This is a genomic window from Cyclonatronum proteinivorum, assembly GCF_003353065.1.
In the GTDB taxonomy this organism is placed as follows: Bacteria; Bacteroidota; Rhodothermia; order Balneolales; family Cyclonatronaceae; genus Cyclonatronum; species Cyclonatronum proteinivorum.
Genome location: NZ_CP027806.1, coordinates 729935 through 750709 on the forward strand (window position 1 = coordinate 729935; position 20775 = coordinate 750709).

At 53.9% G+C, this 20775-nt stretch carries 13 protein-coding genes; 8 read left to right on the forward strand and 5 right to left on the reverse strand.

Annotated features, from left to right (window positions below):
- Positions 1–44 precede the first annotated feature (44 nt).
- From polX to CYPRO_RS02825, 8 genes are all read left to right on the forward strand, one after another.
- The gene (gene polX, locus CYPRO_RS02790) at positions 45–1814 is read left to right on the forward strand and encodes a DNA polymerase/3'-5' exonuclease PolX (RefSeq protein ID WP_114983177.1); all 1770 of its coding nucleotides are present in this window, start codon (positions 45–47) and stop codon (positions 1812–1814) included.
- Between the two features lie 455 nt (positions 1815–2269).
- A complete protein-coding gene (locus tag CYPRO_RS02795) occupies positions 2270–2935 on the forward strand; it encodes a TetR/AcrR family transcriptional regulator (protein ID WP_114983178.1) in 666 nt (221 codons plus the stop codon).
- 100 nt (positions 2936–3035) lie between these two features.
- Positions 3036–4634 carry a TolC family protein gene (locus CYPRO_RS02800; RefSeq protein ID WP_114983179.1) on the forward strand — a complete coding sequence of 533 codons (1599 nt, stop codon included), beginning with the start codon at positions 3036–3038 and terminating at the stop codon, positions 4632–4634.
- 63 nt (positions 4635–4697) lie between these two features.
- Positions 4698–5810: an efflux RND transporter periplasmic adaptor subunit gene (locus tag CYPRO_RS02805; protein WP_114983180.1), complete on the forward strand. Its 1113-nt coding sequence runs from the start codon at positions 4698–4700 to the stop codon at positions 5808–5810.
- Positions 5811–5905: 95 nt separating this feature from the next.
- The gene (locus CYPRO_RS02810; protein ID WP_114983181.1) at positions 5906–9718 is read left to right on the forward strand and encodes an efflux RND transporter permease subunit; all 3813 of its coding nucleotides are present in this window, start codon (positions 5906–5908) and stop codon (positions 9716–9718) included.
- A 140-nt stretch (positions 9719–9858) separates the two neighbouring features.
- Positions 9859–10269, forward strand: coding sequence for a methylmalonyl-CoA epimerase (mce, locus tag CYPRO_RS02815; protein ID WP_114983182.1), 411 nt, complete (start codon positions 9859–9861; stop codon positions 10267–10269).
- Positions 10270–10410: 141 nt separating this feature from the next.
- Positions 10411–11937, forward strand: a complete 1527-nt coding sequence (locus tag CYPRO_RS02820; RefSeq protein ID WP_124245495.1) for a serine hydrolase — start codon at positions 10411–10413, stop codon at positions 11935–11937.
- Positions 11938–12289: 352 nt separating this feature from the next.
- The gene (locus CYPRO_RS02825) at positions 12290–13561 is read left to right on the forward strand and encodes an MFS transporter (protein ID WP_114983184.1); all 1272 of its coding nucleotides are present in this window, start codon (positions 12290–12292) and stop codon (positions 13559–13561) included.
- Between the two features lie 59 nt (positions 13562–13620).
- On the opposite strand, the gene CYPRO_RS02830 is transcribed toward CYPRO_RS02825, so the two are convergent.
- From CYPRO_RS02830 to uvrB, 5 genes are all read right to left on the reverse strand, one after another.
- Complete coding sequence (locus tag CYPRO_RS02830) at positions 13621–15063, reverse strand: hypothetical protein (protein WP_114983185.1); 1443 nt, start codon at positions 15061–15063, stop codon at positions 13621–13623.
- 25 nt (positions 15064–15088) lie between these two features.
- Complete coding sequence (locus CYPRO_RS02835; RefSeq protein WP_114983186.1) at positions 15089–15853, reverse strand: ABC transporter ATP-binding protein; 765 nt, start codon at positions 15851–15853, stop codon at positions 15089–15091.
- Position 15854: 1 nt separating this feature from the next.
- A complete protein-coding gene (gene aat, locus CYPRO_RS02840; RefSeq protein ID WP_114983187.1) occupies positions 15855–16460 on the reverse strand; it encodes a leucyl/phenylalanyl-tRNA--protein transferase in 606 nt (201 codons plus the stop codon).
- Between the two features lie 12 nt (positions 16461–16472).
- Complete coding sequence (locus CYPRO_RS02845) at positions 16473–17057, reverse strand: class I SAM-dependent methyltransferase (protein ID WP_114983188.1); 585 nt, start codon at positions 17055–17057, stop codon at positions 16473–16475.
- A gap of 80 nt (positions 17058–17137) precedes the next feature.
- Positions 17138–19198: an excinuclease ABC subunit UvrB gene (uvrB, locus tag CYPRO_RS02850; RefSeq protein WP_114983189.1), complete on the reverse strand. Its 2061-nt coding sequence runs from the start codon at positions 19196–19198 to the stop codon at positions 17138–17140.
- Positions 19199–20775 lie beyond the last annotated feature (1577 nt).

Here is a 20775-nt window from a genome sequence, read left to right on the forward strand (position 1 = left end):
AAGCACTAATCCTAACTTTTTAATTGAACCGTTCGCTTTTAAATATGCCCTCACTCGATAACAAAACCATCGCTGGTTTACTGGAAGAGACCGCCGTTTACATGCGCCTCGCAGGCGTTAACGATTTCAAAGCCATTGCCTTTGACCGGGCCGCACGAACCATTGAAACCCTTGAAAACAGTATTGAGCCCCTCATCACGGAAAAAAAGCTTACCGACATCAAAGGTATTGGGAAATCCATCGCACAGGATCTCTATGCCTACGCTGAAACCGGTGCCATTCCGGTGTTGGAAGAACTAAAGGAGCAGGTGCCTGAATCGCTTGTAGCCTGGCTCAACATTTCAGGGCTGGGACCCAAAAAGATCTACAAAATCCACAAAGCACTGGGCATTTCAACCATTGAAGAGCTGCAGGAAAAGTGCGCGGATGGCTCGGTGGCGAAGCTGAGCGGGATGGGGGCTAAGTCAGCCGAGAAAATCCTGAAATCCATCGAATGGATGCAGCAGTTTTCCGAGCGCTGCCGTCTCGATGAGGCAACAGAAATTGCACAGCGCTTCTACGACGACCTCAAATCCGTCAAAGGCGTACAGGAAATTTCCATCGCGGGCTCGCTGCGCCGGAGTGCAGAAACCATTGGGGATATTGATATTCTGATTGCTGCGGAAAAAGCGGACACCGCTGCCATTTTCGAGACCTTTCTGGCGCATGAAAGCGTGCTTGAAGTGCTGGGGCAGGGGGACACCAAGGCTTCGGTCCGCACCAAAGAAGGGCGGCAGGTCGATGTGCGTATTGTCGGGCAGAAGGAATTCCCGGCAGCGCTCATGTACTTTACCGGCAGCAAGGAACATAATGTCGTGATGCGGCAGCGCGCCCGGGATCAAAAGCTGACCCTCAACGAGTACGGACTCTTCCACATGGATGGCGCAGGGAATACTGATTTTGAAAGACCTGTGGAAACCGGCAGCGAGGCCGACATATATAAGGAGCTCGGTCTCAGTTTTGTGCCGCCAGAGCTCCGCGAAGACCGCGGGGAGTTTGCCTTTTTTGAGAAACACAAGCTCGATGATGCAAACCTCCCGGAAGTTTCGGATATCCGCGGGGTACTGCATGCTCACAGCACCTGGAGCGACGGGAAGTACTCCATCCGTGAGATGGCGGAGGCCTGCATGGCCAAGGGCTTCGAGTACCTCGGGCTCACCGATCATTCCCGGACTGCGGCCTATGCCGGCGGTCTCACGATTGAGCGGGTGAAAAAACAGTGGGAAGAAATTGATGCGCTGAACAGTGAATTTGCGAATAACGGAAAGAACTTCCGGATTTTTAAGGGTATCGAGTCCGACATGCTGCCGGATGGCAGTCTCGACTACCCCGACGACATCCTCGCAGGCTTCGATTTTGTGATTGCCTCCCTCCATGCTTCCCTTGATATGGCACCTGAGAAAATGCTTGAGCGCTACCTGCGCGCCATCGAAAATCCGTACACCCGTATTGTCGGGCACCCGACCGCGCGGCTGTTGCTTAAGCGCGACGGCTCCAAAGTGGATCTCAACAAGATGATTGAAGCGGCTGCCGCGCACAACACGGCCATCGAAATTAATGCGAGTCCGTGGCGGCTTGATATTGACTGGCGCTACGGGCAAAAAGCAAAAAAAGAAGGTCTTATGACCGCCATTTGTCCTGACGCACACGACATCGAAGGGATTGACGATACCGCTTATGGCGTAGCAATTGCCCGTAAAGGCTGGTTTAGCAAGGACCGGATTCTGAATACAATGAGCGCGGCAGAACTGCAGCAATGGTTTGACAACCGCTGAACTTAGGTACTATTAATGTCAGGGATTTGGCGGATTGGGAAGGATGCTTTCCGTCCGCCGCTGTCTCTCCTCAAAAGCAAAGGTAGTTCAGAGTTAGGGGGCTGGGCTAAACCAGTCTTGCACGTGTGTGATGGGGGATGCAGATGGTGATCGCGAAATTCCTCAAAGCAAAGCAATCATATAACTCCGCAGAATGCTGGTAACTGCGGCAATCTTTTTTGGGGATGATGCCGTATTCCCGTGCCGAATATCTGGGACTGGCAGGGAGCGGGTTTCAGGTTTAAGCCAGTGGTAATTGATGGGATGAAGGGGATGGGCGCCATTAGCGGTGATAAAAAAGCGCTTGCAGTAAATCCGGCATAATCGGCAAATAAATACTGAACGATGTTTGCAGCGGATAAGTTAAACGGCTTAACTTTTGGTCAGTAAATGACCGTCAGTCATAAATTATCCGAATGTCAACAACAGAGAGAAAAAAAAGAGAGCGGGAAAAGCGCAAACAGGTCATACTGAACGCTACGCAGCGTCTGATTACAGAGCGGGGATTTGAGTCCGTCACCATGGATGAAATCGCTGTTGCTTCAGAAGTCAGTAAGGGTACGCTTTATTTGTACTTCAAAAGCAAATCTGAGATCGCGCTTGCCCTGCACGGTATTGGTATGCAGGCCATGCTTAAGAAGCTTGCTGAACTGATCGCGGCTTCAGGTTCAGGGCTGGAAATCATTCAGAAAATGGGACGCTTGCTGGTCGATTTTGTCCGCGACAACCCCCCGTTTTTTAAGTGCATTGTTTATCTGGAAAGCATTGGCATTGAGAGCTATAAACAGCTCAAGGGCACCGATACTTTTGAAGCACTGCAAACCCTTGACGAATCCCTGTTTAATTACATCCGACGGGCTGTGCAAATTGGCATTCAGGACGGCAGTATTGATGCGACCTACAAGCCTGAATTACTTACGCTGCAGATCATGGCTACCGCGCGCGGACTGATGCAGTTCATCATTTTTCGCGATGCCGGGCTTTTCCTTGTTGCGGGCTTGGAAGCGGCAAATATCACCCTTGAACATCTCATGGATGACTACTCAGCCTTGCTTGTCAGGGCGCTTAATCCAAAACACTGACTCTTGGTCATATTTTTGATAACTTCCGTATGTCTGATTCGTAACAGCACCACATCTTTCCGAAAAAAATAACGCATATTCACAAAACAACACCTTACTAATGGCAAGGGCCTATACCTTAATTTTCCTGATAAGCGGATTGCTGCTTCTGCCGGATTTGCTTCCGGCTCAGCAAACTTCCGCAGCCGTGTCTGCCACCACTTCCGTTTCGGAAGCCTCTGCAGATTCGGTTTCCATCACGCTGGATGAAGCCATTCAGATTGCGATGGTTAACAACTACATGATCCGCCGCGGATTGCTGGATATCGACAATGCGAACGCGCAGATTCGCGAAGCATGGGGGGCTGTATATCCGCAAATCAACGCTTCCGCTCAGTACACGCGGAACATTGAGATTCCCAATCCATTTGCCGGCTCAGACGCAGGTGGCATTTTTGAAGCATTTGGCGCCCTCGAGTGGCTCGCTTTTAATGAAGGCCGCCGTACAGACGGCGACCCCGGTACTTCGCCGATTCCATTTGATGAATTTCTCGAAAGGCAGGCGCAGGGGTACCGCGATGCCGGCCTTACGCCGCCCGGCTTTGATTCCGACAACCCTTTTGCTATTGAGAATGAGTTTCAGTTCGGGATAAACCTGACGCAGGCGCTGTACAATGGTGCCGCCTTTGCAGCTATCCGGGGCGCGGAACAGCTTCGGAAAATTAACCTTGAACAGGTGGAACGCGACCGGCAAATCATCACCGACCAAATTACGGAAGCATTTTATGGCGCATTGCTTGCGCGCGAACAGTATCAGGTGCTTGACCTGAGTGTGGAGCGGCTTCAGAAAACGGTGGATGAAACCCGCCGGGCCGTACAGTCAGGCGTGCTGTCGCGGGTAGACCGGCTGAGTGCGGAAGTGGAGCTTGTGAATCTGGAAACCGATCTTATTCAGCTGGAGAATCAGGTCGAGCTTGCGGTAAAAAACCTGAACCTGATTCTGGGCATACCGGTAAGCACAAACCTGATACTTGACGGCAGCCTGATTTTTGATGAAAGCATGGCGACCCTCGTGCCTGATGTTGAAGAGTCGTATCAGATTGCGATGCAGCGCCGTCCGGATGTTTCGCAGGTTGATAATCTCATTGAGCTTTTGGATGTGCAGCGCAACATCAGCCGCTCACAGTACTTTCCGACCGTGAACGCATTTGCAAACTATGCTTACATCGGGCAGGTACCTGATAACCGGCAGCTCGTAACGCAGGTACAGGGGCAGGACTTTCAGTTCGAGTCTTCGAACCGTTCGTTTTTCGACAGCGCCTACTGGAACCCGGCCTTCAATGTGGGGATAAGCCTAAACTGGAATATTTTCAACGGCTTTCAGACGCAGTCGCGGGTGCAACAGGCAACCATTGAAAGGCGTCAGGCACAAATTGACCGGGAAATGCTGCGTAATGCCGTGTATCTCGAAATTGAAGCGGCGGTGCGGAATCTTGAAAACGCTTATCGCCGCATTATGAGTCAGCAACGGAACATTGAACAGGCTGAGCTCAACTATGAGATTGCCTCGCAGCGGCTGCGGGAAGGCTTGGGCACCGCCCTTGAAGAGCGGCAGGCTTCCTCCCTTCTTGATCAGAGCCGCCTGAATCATCTTGCCGCCATTTTTGACTACAAAGTAGCGCTCAGTCAGTACAACACGGCTGTCGGGCTAACGCAGTAAATCATATCCCAAACCGATTAAATCGCCTGTAATTTTCATCAGAAATAATAGTCACTTTCCATCATGAACAAACTCTCAATTTTATTTACAGCCGCTTTGCTGGGCTTGTTTATCACCGCTTGTGATGAGCTTAACGAAAACGAAGAAAATGGTGAGCGGGTCCGCGAGATAGCCGTCGAAACCATCACGCTTACCGCAGACCGGTTTGATGACTTCATCCGGCTTACCGGTTCGGTTGAAGCTGTCAGCGACGCCGTTATTTCCGCGGAAGCGAGCGGGCAGGTGCTGCGTATTGCCGAACGGGGTCAGCGGGTAAACCGCAACGGACTCATTGCCAGTCTCGACGACCGTATGCTTGAAGCCAACGTAAGAGCGGCCCGTGCAGGTTTTGATTTTGCGGAAGAAACCCTGCAACGTTTGGAGCCCCTTTATGCCGATTCCATAGTTTCTGTGCAGGATTACCGCGCGGCCTTAACCGAGCGCGATGCGCGTCGCGCGCAGCTTGATCAGGCAGAGAAAGCCCTTCAGGATGCAGAAATTCGTGCACCGTTCAGCGGCAGAATCGAAGAGCGCATGGTGCGCACCGGTGAGCTGATCAACCCCGGCATGCCAGTCGTGCGGCTGGTGAATACCGATCGGGTACGCATTCGTGCAGGTGTCCCCGAGCGCTACAGCGCGGAAATCAGAGAAGGGAGTGAAGCCATCGTGAGCCTGCGTAGCTATGGCGGGGGGGAAGTGAACAGCGCCGTAACTTTTGCCGGCAGCGTAATTGATCCCGACCGTCGTACCTATACGGTGGAAATTGAAATGGAAAATCCCGACGGTCTTATCAAGCCCGAAATGGTGGTGAATCTGCGGCTCAAGCGTCGTGCCATAGAAGACGCGCTGATTATTCCGCGTACGGCAATCATTCGGGATGAAGGGAGCGAGAATATTTTCGTGGCCCGTGAAGAAAACGGGCACCTTGTGGCGGCGCTCACAGAAATCAGAACAGGTACCGCAACCGGCTCACTTATTGAAGTACTCGAAGGACTGCAGGAAGGCGATCAGGTGATTGTTTCCGGCATGAGTGCACTGAGTGTGGGCGACCGGTTGAATGTGCTGCGCAATGAAAACAGTGCTGAACGCTTTTCCCGGCTGAATTCCGGCAGCAACGGCATGGCGCAGGCCCGGTAGCCATCATCCCCCAAAACCCAAATGACAGATTTTAAACGCACTTTAAATGCCGTTTTTAGGACACGGTCCTTGTCAGCGGTGAAGCGAATTACTCTATGAAATTAAACGAAATTACGCTAAAAAACCGGACGGTCATTCTGGTGCTTGCGGTGATTCTGGTTTTTGCCGGCGCCTACTCTTACAGCACCATCCCCAAAGAGTCGAACCCGTCTATTGAGATTCCTATTTTTATCGTCAATACCATTTATCCCGGTATTAGTCCGGCGGATATGGAAGCGCTGGTGACACAGCCCATTGAGCGGGAGCTGCAGGGGATTAACGGAGTGAAAGACATCCGCTCTACTACGCTGGAAAGTGTGAGTAGCGTTGTGGTAGAATTTGATCTCGATGTTTCCAATATCGAAGCGAGTCAGCGGGTGCGCGAGCGGGTTGATATTGCGCGCGCCGAGCTGCCGCCGGATGTGGAAGAGCCCATTATTATCGAAATTGATCTGGATGACTTTCCGATTCTGACCGTCAACCTTGCGGCGGATTACCCGCTTTCGCGGCTGACCGAAGTCGCCAACCGCATGAGCGATATGCTCGAAACCGTATCCGGTGTCCGTGAAGTGGATATGATCGGTGATGTGGAGCGCGAAGTGCAGGTAAATGTGGATATTGACGCCCTGAATAGTTTTGGCATTCCGCTTCAGGCCCTGGTAGGCGCCATTCAGGGGCAGAATCTCACGATTCCGGGCGGCACCATAGATGTGGACCGTATGAGCTACCTGATTCGTATCAGCGGGGAGTTTGATGATCCGGACGAAATCAATGATTTGGTCATTGTTGGCGGCGGGGGCGGGGGCGAAGGCCCGGCTCCTGAAGGACTCGTCTATATGCGGGATGTAGCGGAAGTTATTTTCGGGTTTAAAGACCGGGAGAGTTTTGCCCGCCTGCGTTCCTACAAAGTCAATGAAAACGGCGAGCTCGTTGATCTGCCCGCCGAAGATATTCAGGACCTTGAAGTCATTTCTCTCAACATCAAAAAGCGGCCCGCAGCCAACATTCTCGAAACGGTTGAAGCCGTGCTTGCAGCCGTAGAAGACTATCCGCTGCCCGGTGGCACGCAGGTTGTTATTACAGGTGATCAGAGCGAAGATGTTCGGAATCTGATCAGCGATCTCGAAAACAGTATTATCAGCGGAATGCTGTTCGTGGTGCTCGTGCTGGTGTTTTTCCTCGGTATCCGGAATGCGCTGCTCGTAGGAACCGCGGTGCCGCTTTCGATTCTGGTAGGCTTCATCGTGCTGCTCAGCCTGGGATACACGGCCAACTTCGTAATTCTCTTCAGTTTAATCATTGCGCTGGGGCTGCTGGTTGATAACTCCATTGTAGTGGTGGAGAACATCTACCGCTACCGGGAGATGGGCTACGAACGCTTTGAAGCGGCGAAACGCGGTGCTGATGAAGTCGGCTACGCGCTGATCGCTGCGACATCAACCCTGCTGGCGGCCTTCATCCCGATGACCTTCTGGCCGGGAATTATCGGGCAGTTCATGGGATATCTCCCTTTCACCCTGATTGTGGTACTGCTGTGTTCGCTGTTCATCGCGCTGGTGATTTATCCGGTGCTGACAGCCTACCTGGTAAAGCTTGACGGTGAAGAATCCCGCCCGCGTTCGAAAGGCTTCAAAATGCTGCAATATGGTCTGGGCGTTTTTCTCGTGGTAGCGATTGGTATGGCGAACCCTGTCACCCTGCTGGTAACCGTGCTGGTTGCGCTGTTCTTTGTGCTCACGTTTAAATTTATGATTAAGCCGCTTTCGGCCGTATTCATGGAGCGGACCCTGCCGGCCATTCTCGACTGGTACCGAAATTTCCTGAACTGGATGTTGCGCCGGAACTATAAAATCCGGTATGCAATGCTCCGGAATACTTTCGCCCTCGGCATGCTCTCGGCAGGAGCACTGTTTGCCGTGCTGGGTGCCGTTGTCAGTATTTTATCCCCTGCGGGGCAGCTACTGATTCTTTTAGGGGGCGTATTTGCCGGACTTGGGGTGATCGGAATTCTGATTCACTTTGTGGAAATCATGCTGCGCGGGAACAAGTACTCTATGTACTCCGGTCTGGTACTGGCAGCGTTTATCGGAATCATTCTCGGGGCTGTTTCCCTCGGCACGGAGGTCAGTCTCCTGGTTTGGGTTACGCTTATGGGACTGCCGGTTGCACTTGTCATTTTAGGCGGCATTGGGCTCCTTATTGGCACCCGAACGGATAAACCGCTGTTGGTAACAGACAACCGCGCCCTGCTGCTCAACAGCGTGCTGGGACTCATGGTCAGCATATTCTTCTTATTCACGGTTATCCCTACCGGGGTGGAATTCTTTCCTGAAACCGACCCCAACCGTATCATTATTGAGCTGGAAGGTCCCATCGGGATGAACGTACATGCAAGCAACGCAACGGCTTACGATGTTCAGCAACGTCTCTATCAGCTGATAGACGAAGACCCTAAGGTGAAGGCGAATATTGAGAATATTCAGATCAATGTTGGGGTAGCGGGAGATCCGTTTTTTGGGGGTGGAAACCAGAGTCCGGAACTGTCGCGCCTTACCGTAAATCTGGTGGATTACGGCGACCGGGCTGAACCATCTGCCATCACACTGCGCAAAATGAGAAGCGTTATCACCGATTTGCCTGACATCATCGTGAGTATTGAAGGGGAAGAAGTCGGTCCCCCAACCGGCGCTCCGGTCAATATTGAAGTGTCAGGAGAAGATTTTGATGAAGTGGTTCGGATTACCCGTGAAATCACGCAAAAGCTGATTGAAGCCTCAACGACCCGGCAGATTCCCGGTTTGGTGGATATCCGCAACAACATCAGCGGCGGCTTACCGGAATACCGGATTCTGGTCGATTACGAGCGCGCCAACCGTTTCGGCCTAAGCCTGGCTGACATCGCTCAGACCGTGCGGATTGCCAACAACGGGCTTGAAGCAAGCAAGTGGCGCGACGGCGAGGATGAATACGACATCGTCGTTCGACTGCGCGAAGAAGACCGTCAGAACCTCGAGAGCCTCGCCGGACTCAAAATCGGCTCCCCCTCCGGACTGATTCCGCTGGTTGCCGTCGCTTCCTTTGAAGAAGGAACCGGTCTTGGCAGCATCACCCGTCTCAACCTGAGCCGTACGGCAACGATCGAAGGTCAGGCAGAGAGCGGCTTCTCCGGCCCGGAGGTGCTTTCACAGGTACAGACCTTGCTGGCTGATTATGTGGCTGACCTGCCGCTCGGCTACACCGTGCGCTACACCGGCGAAAGCGAAGATCAGGAGGAAGCTTTCGGGTTCCTCACCACAGCCCTGCTGGTTGGCTTTGCGCTCATCTTCCTCATCATGCTGGCGAAGTTCAACAATGTGAAATCGCCCCTGATCATCATGACTGCCGTAGGGCTGAGTCTGATTGGTGTACTGCTCGGCCTCATTCTCACGCGCACGCCCTTTGGCCTTATGACCTTCATCGGGGTTATCTCGCTGGCCGGTATTGTGTGCGTGAACAATGTCGTACTGCTCGATTATGTGAAACAGCTCACGGAAAAAGGCATGAGCAAGCGCGAAGCGATTGTGGAGGCGGGCACCATCCGTTTCCGTCCGGTAATGCTCACCGCGCTCACGACCATTCTGGGTCTTGTTCCGCTGACCTTCGGCATCAACATCGACTATGTCGGCCTATTTGCCAACCTCGACCCGAACCTGCAGTTTGGCTCTGAAAGCACTGCTTTCTGGGGACCGATGGGCATCGCCATCATCAGCGGCCTCACCTTTGCGACCTTCCTCACCCTGGTCGTTGTGCCGGTGCTGTACTCCGCTTTCGACTCCGTAGCCGACCGTCTCAGCAAAAACGTGTACGCAGAGCAGTCAGCCGACGCATAGACCATTTCCTAATTTATCCCACTATCAAAGTTGAAGGGGCATCCGGTGATTCGGATGCCCTTTTTTTATGCAAATGAAGCCGGATTTCAGCATATTTCCAAAGCTTATGTTTCCACCATACCCTAACCAAAATTACGATTATGAATAAAATTGAGCACATCGGCATCGCCGTCAGCAATCTGGAAGAAGCCATCAAAACCTGGGAAACCCTGCTCAGCACGCCCTGCTACAAGCGGGAAGCCGTCGAATCCGAAAAAGTTGATACGGCTTTTTTCCAAACCGGCGAATCAAAAGTTGAGCTCTTGGGCGCGACATCCGAGCAATCCGTCATTCACAGCTTTATCGAAAAGCGCGGGCAGGGCCTGCATCATGTGGCCTTCGAGGTGGATGACATCCGCGCGGAAATGCAGCGCCTGCGTGAGGCTGGCTTCCGGCTGCTTCAGGAGGAACCAAAGCGTGGCGCCGACAACAAACTGATTGCCTTCGTCCATCCCAAAAACAGCACCGGCGTGCTCATGGAGCTCTGCCAAAGTATGCCGGAATCCGAATAAGGTCCGGAAGCCCATCCCCCGAAAATCCCTAAAACCAAAGCCGTTTTGACTCATTCACCGCTATCACCTTACCGTTTTTTCGTCCGTCTTATTCAAAAACACGCCGTATTTGTCGCGCTTTTCGCAGGGATTTTTTGGGGGATGATGAGTTCCCTGCCCGTTCAGGCGCAAGAGGCCGAAACCACAGTTCCGGCAGTTCCGGATGCGCTGATAAGCTGGATTGAAGCCGGCATGGCAGACTGGGATATTCCGGGGATGGCGGTTTCCATTGTGAAGGAGGATGAGGTCGTGTTCGCGCGTGGCTTTGGGCTCCGGAAACTCGGTGAGCCGGAGCCGGTGGATGAACACACGCTTTTTGGGATTGCGTCCACAACCAAAGCCATGACCGCCACCATACTCGGCATGCTGGTGGATGAAGGTCTCATCGGCTGGGATGATCCCGTTACGCGTCACCTCCCGACCTTTGAGCTTTACGATCCCTACGTGACGCGCACCCTCACCATCCGCGACCTGCTCACGCACCGGAGCGGTCTCGGACGCATGACCGGCAACCGGATTCAGTTCATGCCCAACCGCGAACCGGCCGAGCTGATGTACCGCATGCGTTACATGGAGCCAGAGCGCCCGTTTCGGGAAGGTTACGTGTACAGCAACATGATGTACATGGTAGCGGGTGAGGTCGTTCGCGCGGTCACCGGCGAGGGCTGGGACAGCTTCATGGAGCGGCGGCTGTTTGCGCCGCTGGGCATGGCGCGCAGCAACACGAGCATCACCCAAATTCCGGAATGGGAAAATGCGGCCTGGCCGCATCAGCTTATCGAGGGGGAGCTGAAGACCATTCCGCGGCGGAATTTCGACAACGTCGGCGCTTCCGCCTCGGTTAACAGCAGCGCTGCGGATATGGCGCAGTGGATGCGACTGAACCTGGGCGAAGCCGGCACATTTGAGGGTGAACGGCTTCTCAGCCCTGAAACGGCCCGCGAGCTGTACCGGATTGTGACGCCCATCCCCGGTAACAACCGCGAAGCGGCTATCACGGCCTACGCCCTCGGCTGGACGGTCACCTCCTGGAACGGGCGCACCATCTACCGGCACGGCGGCGCGACCGACGGGATGAACACCAACCTCATCCTCATCCCCGAAGAAAATGTGGGCATTTTTATTACGACCAACACCTTCAACACCTTCATGAATGCGCTGGGCCGCATGCTGAAAGACTACTACACCGGCGCGGAATTCCGCGACTGGCACGCGGTCTATTTGCGCGGCTTCGAGCAACAGTTCGCCCGGGTGCAGGCGCTGCGGGATGAAATCCATGAGGCACGGCTACCCGGCACACAGCCAAGCCGGATGCTCAGTGCCTACACCGGCCTATTCCACGATCCGCTCTACGACGAGGTGCGCGTCGTGCTGGCGGAAGCCGGTCTCGAACTGCATTTCTGGGATGACCCGACCCAAGTTGCCGACCTCGAGCACTGGCACTACGACACTTTCCGCGCGGTCTGGCGTAACCCCGCTCAACGCGAAAAATTCGTCTGGTTCAAACTGGGCCGCGACGGTCAGCCGGACGAGCTGCACGTACAGTTCAGTTTGCGCCCGCTCCTGCTGCAGGTGGGGGCTTATCCTACGAATTATTATAGGATTGTGAGGTACGGGCGGGTGGAGTGAGTTTGGTTTAGCACTCCCGGATTGCCCCAAAATCTTCATACATCCCCTCAGGGCTGAGATCAATCCCAACGCCATCCCTGCAAGCGGGGAGTCTTTGTCTTTGACGGATTTCAGCATGCAGGTTTGGTGACACGTGTCCTGATACCGGCATCATCGTCAAAACAGGGTTCTTCGGACCGTTTGGCTTACTGTTACCGGATTGCGGAACAAAAAAGGTCGGAATGATAGTGGGATAGGTTAGTAGTAAACCTCAGTAGTTTATGCCGCAAAAATGGGGGGGGTACTTTGGCTTATTTCCCCGAACTGAAAAAGTAGTAAGTTAGGAAGACCAACTTTACTGATAACCCAACCCATGACTTTCTACACCTTTTTTCGCAAAAATACACGTCTGTTGCTGTTCGGAGTGCTGCTCACTTTTTTTGCAGGCTTTGGACAGACCTTCATGTTTTCGCTTTTTTTACCCGCCTGGCAGGAAACTTTCGGGTTGAGCAGCGGCAGCTTCGGAACCTTCTATTCGGCCATCACCCTGACATCAGCCCTGCTGCTGCCTTACACGGGCGGCCTGCTCGATCGGGTGCCCCTTCAGAAATATACCTTCGCGGTTCTTGGGGTGATGCTGGTCTCAGCCCTTCTGCTATCGTTTGCGCATACCCTTATCGTACTCTTTCTGGCAATTTTGGGCGTACGTCATACAGGGCAGGGCCTGATGGGGCATATTTCGCAGACAACCATGGCCCGGCGTTTTGATGCTGACCGGGGCAAAGCGCTGAGCGTATCATCAGTGGGTTTTTCCCTCGGGGAGGCCGTGCTGCCGGTGAGTGTGGCCCTGCTGATCGGCGCCATTGGCTGGCGCAGCAGCTGGATGCTTATTGCAGGATTCGTGCTTTTGTGTGCCGCACTCATCATCCCCCTGCTGCTGAAAAATTACAATGAGACAGCCCCTGAACCTGAGCGGTTTGGTGCTGCCATAGATGCAGGATCCGATCCGGAAACCCATCCCCCGAAAGAAAAAACATCCCCCGAGACCAACCGCTCCTGGACCCGCGCTGAGATGCTGCGTGACCCGAGGTTTTATTTTATACTGCCTGCCGGTTTGGCATCACCAATTTTACTGACCGGTTTTTTCCTCTATCAGCTGCCGCTTGCTGAATCAAAAGGCTGGAGCATGGCGTGGATGGCGTCCTGCTTCATTGGTTTTGCCGGTGCCAAGATGGTTTTCTCGCTGGGGATTGGTCCCGTCATTGACCGTTTCACGGCGCGGGCGGTGTATCCGTTTATGCTGATTCCGATGGTGGTCGGGTTTGTGGTGCTGCTGTTGGGCAGCCATCCCGTAACGGCGCTGATCTATATGCTGCTCCTCGGTGCAACGGAAGGCATTAGCGGGAATACTAAAACGGCCCTGTTTGCCGAAATCTATGGAGTCACACATTTAGGTGCCATCCGTTCGACCCTCGTGACCCTCATGGTTTTTTCGACAGCTTCCGCACCCGTGCTGTTCGGGAATCTGCTGGATGCGGGGGTTGTGTTCAGCACGATTATTCTCGGGGCGATAGCGTTTGTACTGCTCTCGATGCTGCTTGCGCTTCGGATTACGCCCTGGGCGGAAGCTATATGGGGAAGCTGAGGTAAGCCGCAAGCCGCAAGCCGCAAGCCCTGACCTGAATCGCTGAAACCTGATTGGTATCACCGCAGCAGCACCGTGCTGACCCGCTCAAATGCTGCAGGATTGTTTTCGACCGATTTCACCATAAACCAGCAGGTGATGAGCACGAGCAGATAGGCGGCTGTGAAGATGAAGTAGAACCCGCTGATGAGTAGGAGGGTAAGCCCCAAAAAGAGGGTAGTCTCAAAAAAGCTGACGAGGGCCGAGGTGTTGTTCATGGTACGGCTGAAGGAGATCACGGTGGAGCCGTCCCGTACTTTTTTAGGGAGGCGGATGCTCGACCAGTAGCCGGTCAGCAGGGCGGGCGGACTAAGCAGGATGAAGACGAGGAGCTGCTTCCATTCAAATTGCCCGATAAAAAATAAGACCGGAAAAGCCAGCACCGCATACCAGCCAAGTACCCGCCAAAGGGAGCCGGTGTAAAACTGCCAGCGCAGTTTTCGGGCTTTGGGACTGATGCTTTGGCTGCTCCAAAGTTCCGGGAAAAAGCCCCAGTAGTTGTTGTGCAGGTAGCTGAACGGCAGCAGCGGGATGGCCAGCAAATATGCAATATAAGCGGGCAGGTATCCCTGAATGAGATAGAGGTAAACCCCGCCCAAAATCAGGATGACAGGGATGACCAGGTAGAGCTGACGGGAGGTCTCGCGCCGGTTATAGAGTTGCGCCGCGTAGCCCGAAAGGCTGCCCGGTGCTTTGAGCAGGCTGACAAGGGTACTGTTATCGGTTGTGTCGCGGATATGCCGGATTTCGGCGTAACGCTGTGTCAGAAACATGTAGAACGCCACTGCTGAAACCGCAGCGGTAAACAGCAGGATGCTGCCGGTCCAGGGCATGGTTCCGTAAAATACCGGACGAAACCAGAAGTACAGGCCTGCAAAACAGACAGAAGCGGTCGCCGCAAGCAGTGCCGTGAGGGCAGCTTCGGGGCTGATGAGCGGCGCGCCCTCCGTTTGCCGGGAGGCCCGCCAGAGCTGCACGCTGTGCTTCGTGCCGAAATCAAGCGCCGAAGCTGCGATGATGACAAATAGCCCGTCGAGAAAGAGCCAGGGACCGAGGCTGTAGCTCAGGATGCTCAGGATGATGAGAAACCAGATGCCGTACACCGTGCCGGGGCGCGTCGTGTTATACAACAGATTGAGCGCACCCGCAGCACGTTCCGATACCGGGGCATAGGCCGGGATGATGCGTACCGGAAACCGGATGATCGGGAATACGCCGCTGAAAAAAATGATGAAGGCAAGGCTGATCAGAACCGCACTTTCAATCAGCAGCCGCTGTTCCGTTTCGAGCGTGAGCAGCGCGAGCGCACCAAAGCTGCCGTACAGCAGCAGCACAACCAGAATCAAAATCCGGCCGATGTTCAGCAGCTTGTTTTCTTCGCCCGTTACCAGCATTTTGGTGCGGGTCTTTATAATAAAGGCCGCCAACCGGATGGTGTTTGGTCTTGTAAGGGTGTTTTCCATAGGAGGCGGCTGTGGCAGGGTGTACTTAACTGAGAAGACGGCGCAGCTGATCGGTACTTTTTTCTTCGGGGGCCAGCAGTTGCATGAGCGAGCTTTCAAGCTGCGACTGACCGCTGCTTGTAAAGGCATCCATCGTGCCGAAAAAACGGAATTCCGTTTCATGCAGCACAGCAAGATGTGTTGCGACCTGCTCCACATACGAGAGGTTGTGGGAGGAAACAACTATCACGCGATCGCTGCGGCTGTAGGCGTTCAGGAAGTTGATTACGAGCCGCGCGGAGCCGGGATCAAGGCCGGAGAAGGGTTCATCGAGCAGCACGAGCCGCGGCTTGTGCAAAAAAGCGAGGATGAGGCCGAGCTTCTTTTTCATCCCGGTCGAAAAAGTCGCACAGCGTTTTTCGAGCACGCTCAAATCTTCAAACAAATACTCGGCCATGGCCATGACCTGATCCATGTTGCTGCTTAAATCGATGCCGTACAGCAGGGCCGTGAACCGCAGCTGTTCTGCGGCGGTGAGCTCGGGATTCAGCTGACCCTGCTCGGGCAGCACGCCAATCTGACGGCGCAGGCTGTCGTGTTGTGCCGCATCCAGCCAGCTTTTCCCGTCAATGAGCAGCACCCCCGAATCCGGCTGATGAATGCCGGTCAGCAGATGAATGAGGGTCGATTTTCCCGCCCCATTGTTGCCCAGCAACCCAAGTACGCTGCCTTCCTGCACCCGAAAGGTGAGGCCGTTGAGTACAATCTGTCTCCCATACGATTTGGTGAGGTTTTCTGCCCCTATTTCCATGCTATACAAAGGTTACGGGTTCTTTCAGTGCCTGTCTGAGCAGCGTTTTGTAGCGGCTTGCGGGAATCTCCCGGCAGCCAAACTGACCCAAATGCTTGGTGAAAAATTGCGCATCCCAAAGCGTAAATCCCCTTTCTGTGAGATGCCGGTGACAAAACCACAGCGCGGCTTTGTGTGCTTCCGGTTCATCCTGAAATACAGATTCAGCGAAAAAGGCACCACCAAGTGCCAGACCGTAGAGTCCGCCAACCAGCTTCCTGTCCCGGAAAACTTCAACGGAATGTGCTGAACCTGTTTGGTTAAGGTACAAAAAAGTCCGGTGAATAACGGGATTAATCCAGGTGCTTTCGCGGTTGGCGCATCCCTCAAGCACGGCTTCAAACTGCTGATTGATGCCGGCCTCGTAGCCCATCTTTCGAAAAGTACGCAGTGCCCGCTTCGGCATGTGAAAAGCCTCCATCGGGATGATGCCCCGTTTCCAGGCTGTGTAATAGCTGATTTCAGCCTCCGGACCGCTGCCGTCTGCCATCGGGAAGTAGCCGTTGCGGTACGCATCGATGAGCTGTTCAATATTCAGCATGGGTTCCCCGAAATCCGGCTGTTGCATGGCGGCAGTGCGTCAGTTTTTCGGGGGATGGGGCAGGTGCCTGTGCCCGTTTTTCCGGGCTTCGTAAATGCACATGGGCGGGATGTTGCGGATCTCAAAACTCATCTCAACGGCTCCGAAGTGTTTCTCGATGGGCTTGCGCAGATGCATAGAGGTCTGATAGGCGAGAAAGTAGCCGTCCTCGCGCAGCAGCCGGTAAGTGGCCGTCAGGATATTATCCTTCACCTGCACGGGCAGAAAGCTGAAGGGGATGCCCGACAGGATGTAATCGGCCTCCAACGCCCCGCAGTTTTGCGCGATGGCCTCGGCTTCCTCTGCGGACTGCCGGTGCACGCTCACCCGCGGATCATCAATTTTTTGCAGGATTTCCACAAAATCCGGATTCAGCTCAATCATAATCAGCCGGGAATCCGGGCTCATCTTTTTCAGCAAATATTCGGCAAACACGCCCGTCCCCGGCCCATACTCCACAATCGTAATATCGCCGCTGAAATCAATTTTGCGCGTCACTTTCCGGACGGTGTAGCGCGAGCTTGGGGTGATGGAGGCAACGTTTTTGTCTTTGATCAGCGATTTCAGGTAGGCGAGGGTACTCATGCAGGTGGGTTTGGAATGCAGGCCTTCCGGCCGGTCGAACAGGGTTAAATGTTGTTTTTTGGGATGGATGGGTTTCCGGCTTATTTCATGCTCATATCTTTTTTCAGCTCCTCGATTTGATCGCGGATGCGTGCGGCTTCCTCAAATTCAAGATTCCGGGCAGCGGTCTTCATGGTTTCGGTGAGATGATCGAGGAAGCTCTGCTTGCTGTGGAACACCACTTCCTTCATGGCCGGATTCGGGCGGTAGTGAATGCCGTCGTCGGCCACCCGCAGCAGCTCAACCGGTGCGTCTTCCTGATAGCGCTCTTCGAGATTGATGTTCTGATTGGAAATCAGGCTCGGGTCCACCAGCGGCTTCAGTTCCTTGACCACCGTAGTGGGCGTAATCCCGTGCTTTTCGTTGTATTCCTGCTGAATGGCCCGGCGACGCTCCATTTCGTCCATCACCTTTTTCATGCTTTTGGTGATTTTATCCGCATAAAAAATCACGCGTCCCTGCGCATTCCGAGCAGCCCGGCCCGCAATCTGGAAAAGGGAGGTGTCGGAGCGGAGGAAGCCTTCCTTGTCGGCATCCAAAATGGCAACAAGACTGAGCTCGGGGATGTCGATGCCCTCCCGCAGCAGGTTGATCCCAACGAGTACGCTGAAATCCCCCCGCCGGAAGCGGAACAGCACTTCGATGCGCTCAAGCGCGTCGAGCTCGCTGTGCATGTAGGCCGCGCGGATACCCATGTTTTTGAGATACTCGCTCAGCTCCTCGCTCATCCGCTTGGTCAGCGTGAGTACGAGCACGCGTTCGCCCTTGGCGATGACCGTCCGGATTTCATCAATTAAATCATCAATCTGATTTTTCAGCGGACGCATTTCGACTTTGGGCTCCATCAGTCCGGTCGGACGAATGATCTGTTCGACATACGAGCCGCCGGATTTTTCCAGCTCGTAATCTGCCGGGGTCGCGCTCACGAAAATGGCCTGCGAAATCATCTCCTCCCACTCCTCAAACTTCAACGGACGGTTGTCGAGTGCCGACGGGAGCCGGAAACCGTGCTCGACCAAACTGACCTTCCGCGAGCGGTCGCCGCCGTACATCGCGTCAATTTGGGGCACGGACTGATGGCTCTCATCCATTACGAGCAGGTAGTCGTCGGGGAAGTAGTCCATCAGGCAGTACGGACGTTCGCCGGGTTTGCGGCCCGCAAGATAGCGGGAGTAATTCTCGATACCGGGACAGTAGCCGATTTCCTTGATCATCTCGATGTCAAAAACCGTGCGCTGTTCGAGCCGCTGCGCTTCGATGAATTTCTCTTCCTGCCGCAGCACATCAAGCCGCCAGCTCAGCTCATCCTGAATCAGCCGGATGGTCTCTTCCTGCCGCCCCTTGCTCGTCACATAGTGGGAAGCCGGATAAATCGTAAATTCTTCGACTTCTTCGATGATATCGCCCGACTCCGGGTCAAAGGTTGAGAGCTTCTCGATTTCATCGGCCCAAAATTCAATGCGCAGCGCGTGCTCGGAATAGGCCGGGATGATATCAACCACATCTCCGCGGACCCGGAAAGTGGAGCGCCTGAAATCGAAATCGTTGCGGGTGTAGTGCAGCTCCACAAAGTCGTACAGCAGCTTGTTGCGCGAAACAATGTCGCCGATTTTCAGGGGGATGACGAGCTTTGCGTATTCCGAAGGCGAACCGATACCATATATACAGCTCACCGAAGCTACGATGATCACATCACGCCGGCCCGAAAGCAGCGAACTCGTCGCTCGCAGCCGGAGCCGCTGAATCTCATCGTTGATGGAAAGGTCCTTCTCAATATACTTGTCCGCAGAAACAATGTAGGCCTCGGGCTGATAGTAGTCGTAATAGCTGATGAAAAACTCCACGCAGTTTTCCGGAAAGAAATCGCTGAACTCCCGGTACAGCTGTGCAGCCAGCGTCTTGTTGTGACTCATCACGAGCGTCGGCTTGTTCACCTGTTCAATCACGGAGGCAATGGTGCGGGTCTTCCCCGAGCCGGTAATCCCGAGCAGGGTCTGAAACTTCTCTCCGGCCCGGAGTCCGTTGGTAAGCGCTTCAATCGCAGCCGGCTGATCCCCGGCAGGCTTAAAATCAGATTTGAGACGGAAAGGCGTGGAAGGCATTAAGGATAATTCAGGATTTTGGGGGAACAGAGCAAGATAACGAGCTTGGGGGTGGAATGCATGGGGAAGATGGTACGAGGTTGTTTTACATCATAAACAGTTGCAGTCAGGCAAAGCTAATGTGCAATGATCTAAGTACTATGCTTCCAAAAAAATTCCTCACCTGATGCTTCCCAACCATCTAAACCAACACGTCATCTCGAACAGCGGGAAAAAGCAAGGAGCCTATCGAAGCCTGCATTGGTGGATTTACCCGGAAACGATTCGAAGCCTCCTGTGAGAGATCCCCTTGGTTCGACCTGAGCAGGCGCGCGGAATTAACGCACAATCCGGCTTTCGGGCGTATTCCGGCTTGGGAGATCCCTCACATGAGGTCGTTAACCATCCCTTGCTTGGTCAGCTTACCGGGCGCTGATTTAGCTCCCACCAAATAAGAAGCGTTCGGGATGACATGTGGGCGGGTGAAGAAATGTTAGCTCCATTCCCGCCACATCAAAATCCGTGCAAATCCCAATAATCCGCGTTCCATAAACGCATACCGGTCTGATTTCAACCCGGAACCAACTCCGAAGGAGTGCCATGATTATAGCAACCGAACCCCGCCCCCCATATCCCGCGCGCGCCGAAGGCGCGCATGCGGGCTGGCGGAGGAGGTTGGAAGATTGTGAGGTTGAAATGATGCCGGAATGATGATCTTGATTTCACAACCATCTAAACCAACACGTCATCTCGAACAGCGGGAAAAAGCAAGGAGCCTTATCGAAGCCTGCATTGGTGGATTTACCCGGAAACGATTCGAAGCCTCCTGTGAGAGATCCCCTTGGTTCGACCTAAGCAGGCGCTCCGAATTAACGCACACTCCGGGAACCAACTTTCCATGCGTATTTCCGGCTTGGGAGATCCCTCACATGAGGCCGTTAACCATTCCTTGCTTGGTCAGCTTACCGGGCTTTGATTTAGCTCCTACTAAACAAGAAGCGTTCGGGATGACATGTGGGCGGGGGAGGAAGTGTTAGGTTGGAAGATTGTTAGATTGGGATGATGCCGGAATGATGATCTTGATTTCACAACCATCTAAACCAACACGTCATCTCGAACAGCGGGAAAAAGCAAGGAGCCTTATCGAAGCCTGCATTGGTGGATTTACCCGGAAACGATTCGAAGCCTCCTGTGAGAGATCCCCTTTGCTCGAGCTGAGCAGGCGCGCGGAATTAACGCACAATCCGGGAACCAACTTTCCATGCGTATTTCCGGCTTGGGAGATCCCTCACATGAGGCCGTTAACCATTCCTTGCTTGGTCAGCTTACCGGGCTTTGATTTAGCTCCTACTAAACAAGAAGCGTTCGGGATGACATGTGGGCGGGGGAGGAAGTGTTAGGTTGGAAGATTGTTAGATTGGGATGATGCCGGAATGATGATCTTGATTTCACAACCATCTAAACCAATGTGTCTTCTCGAACAGCGGGTAAAAGCCATGAGCCTTATCGAAGCCTGCATTGGTGGATTTACCCGGAAGCGATTCGAAGCCTCCTGTGAGAGATCCCCTTGGTTCGACCTGAGCAGGCGCTCCGAATTA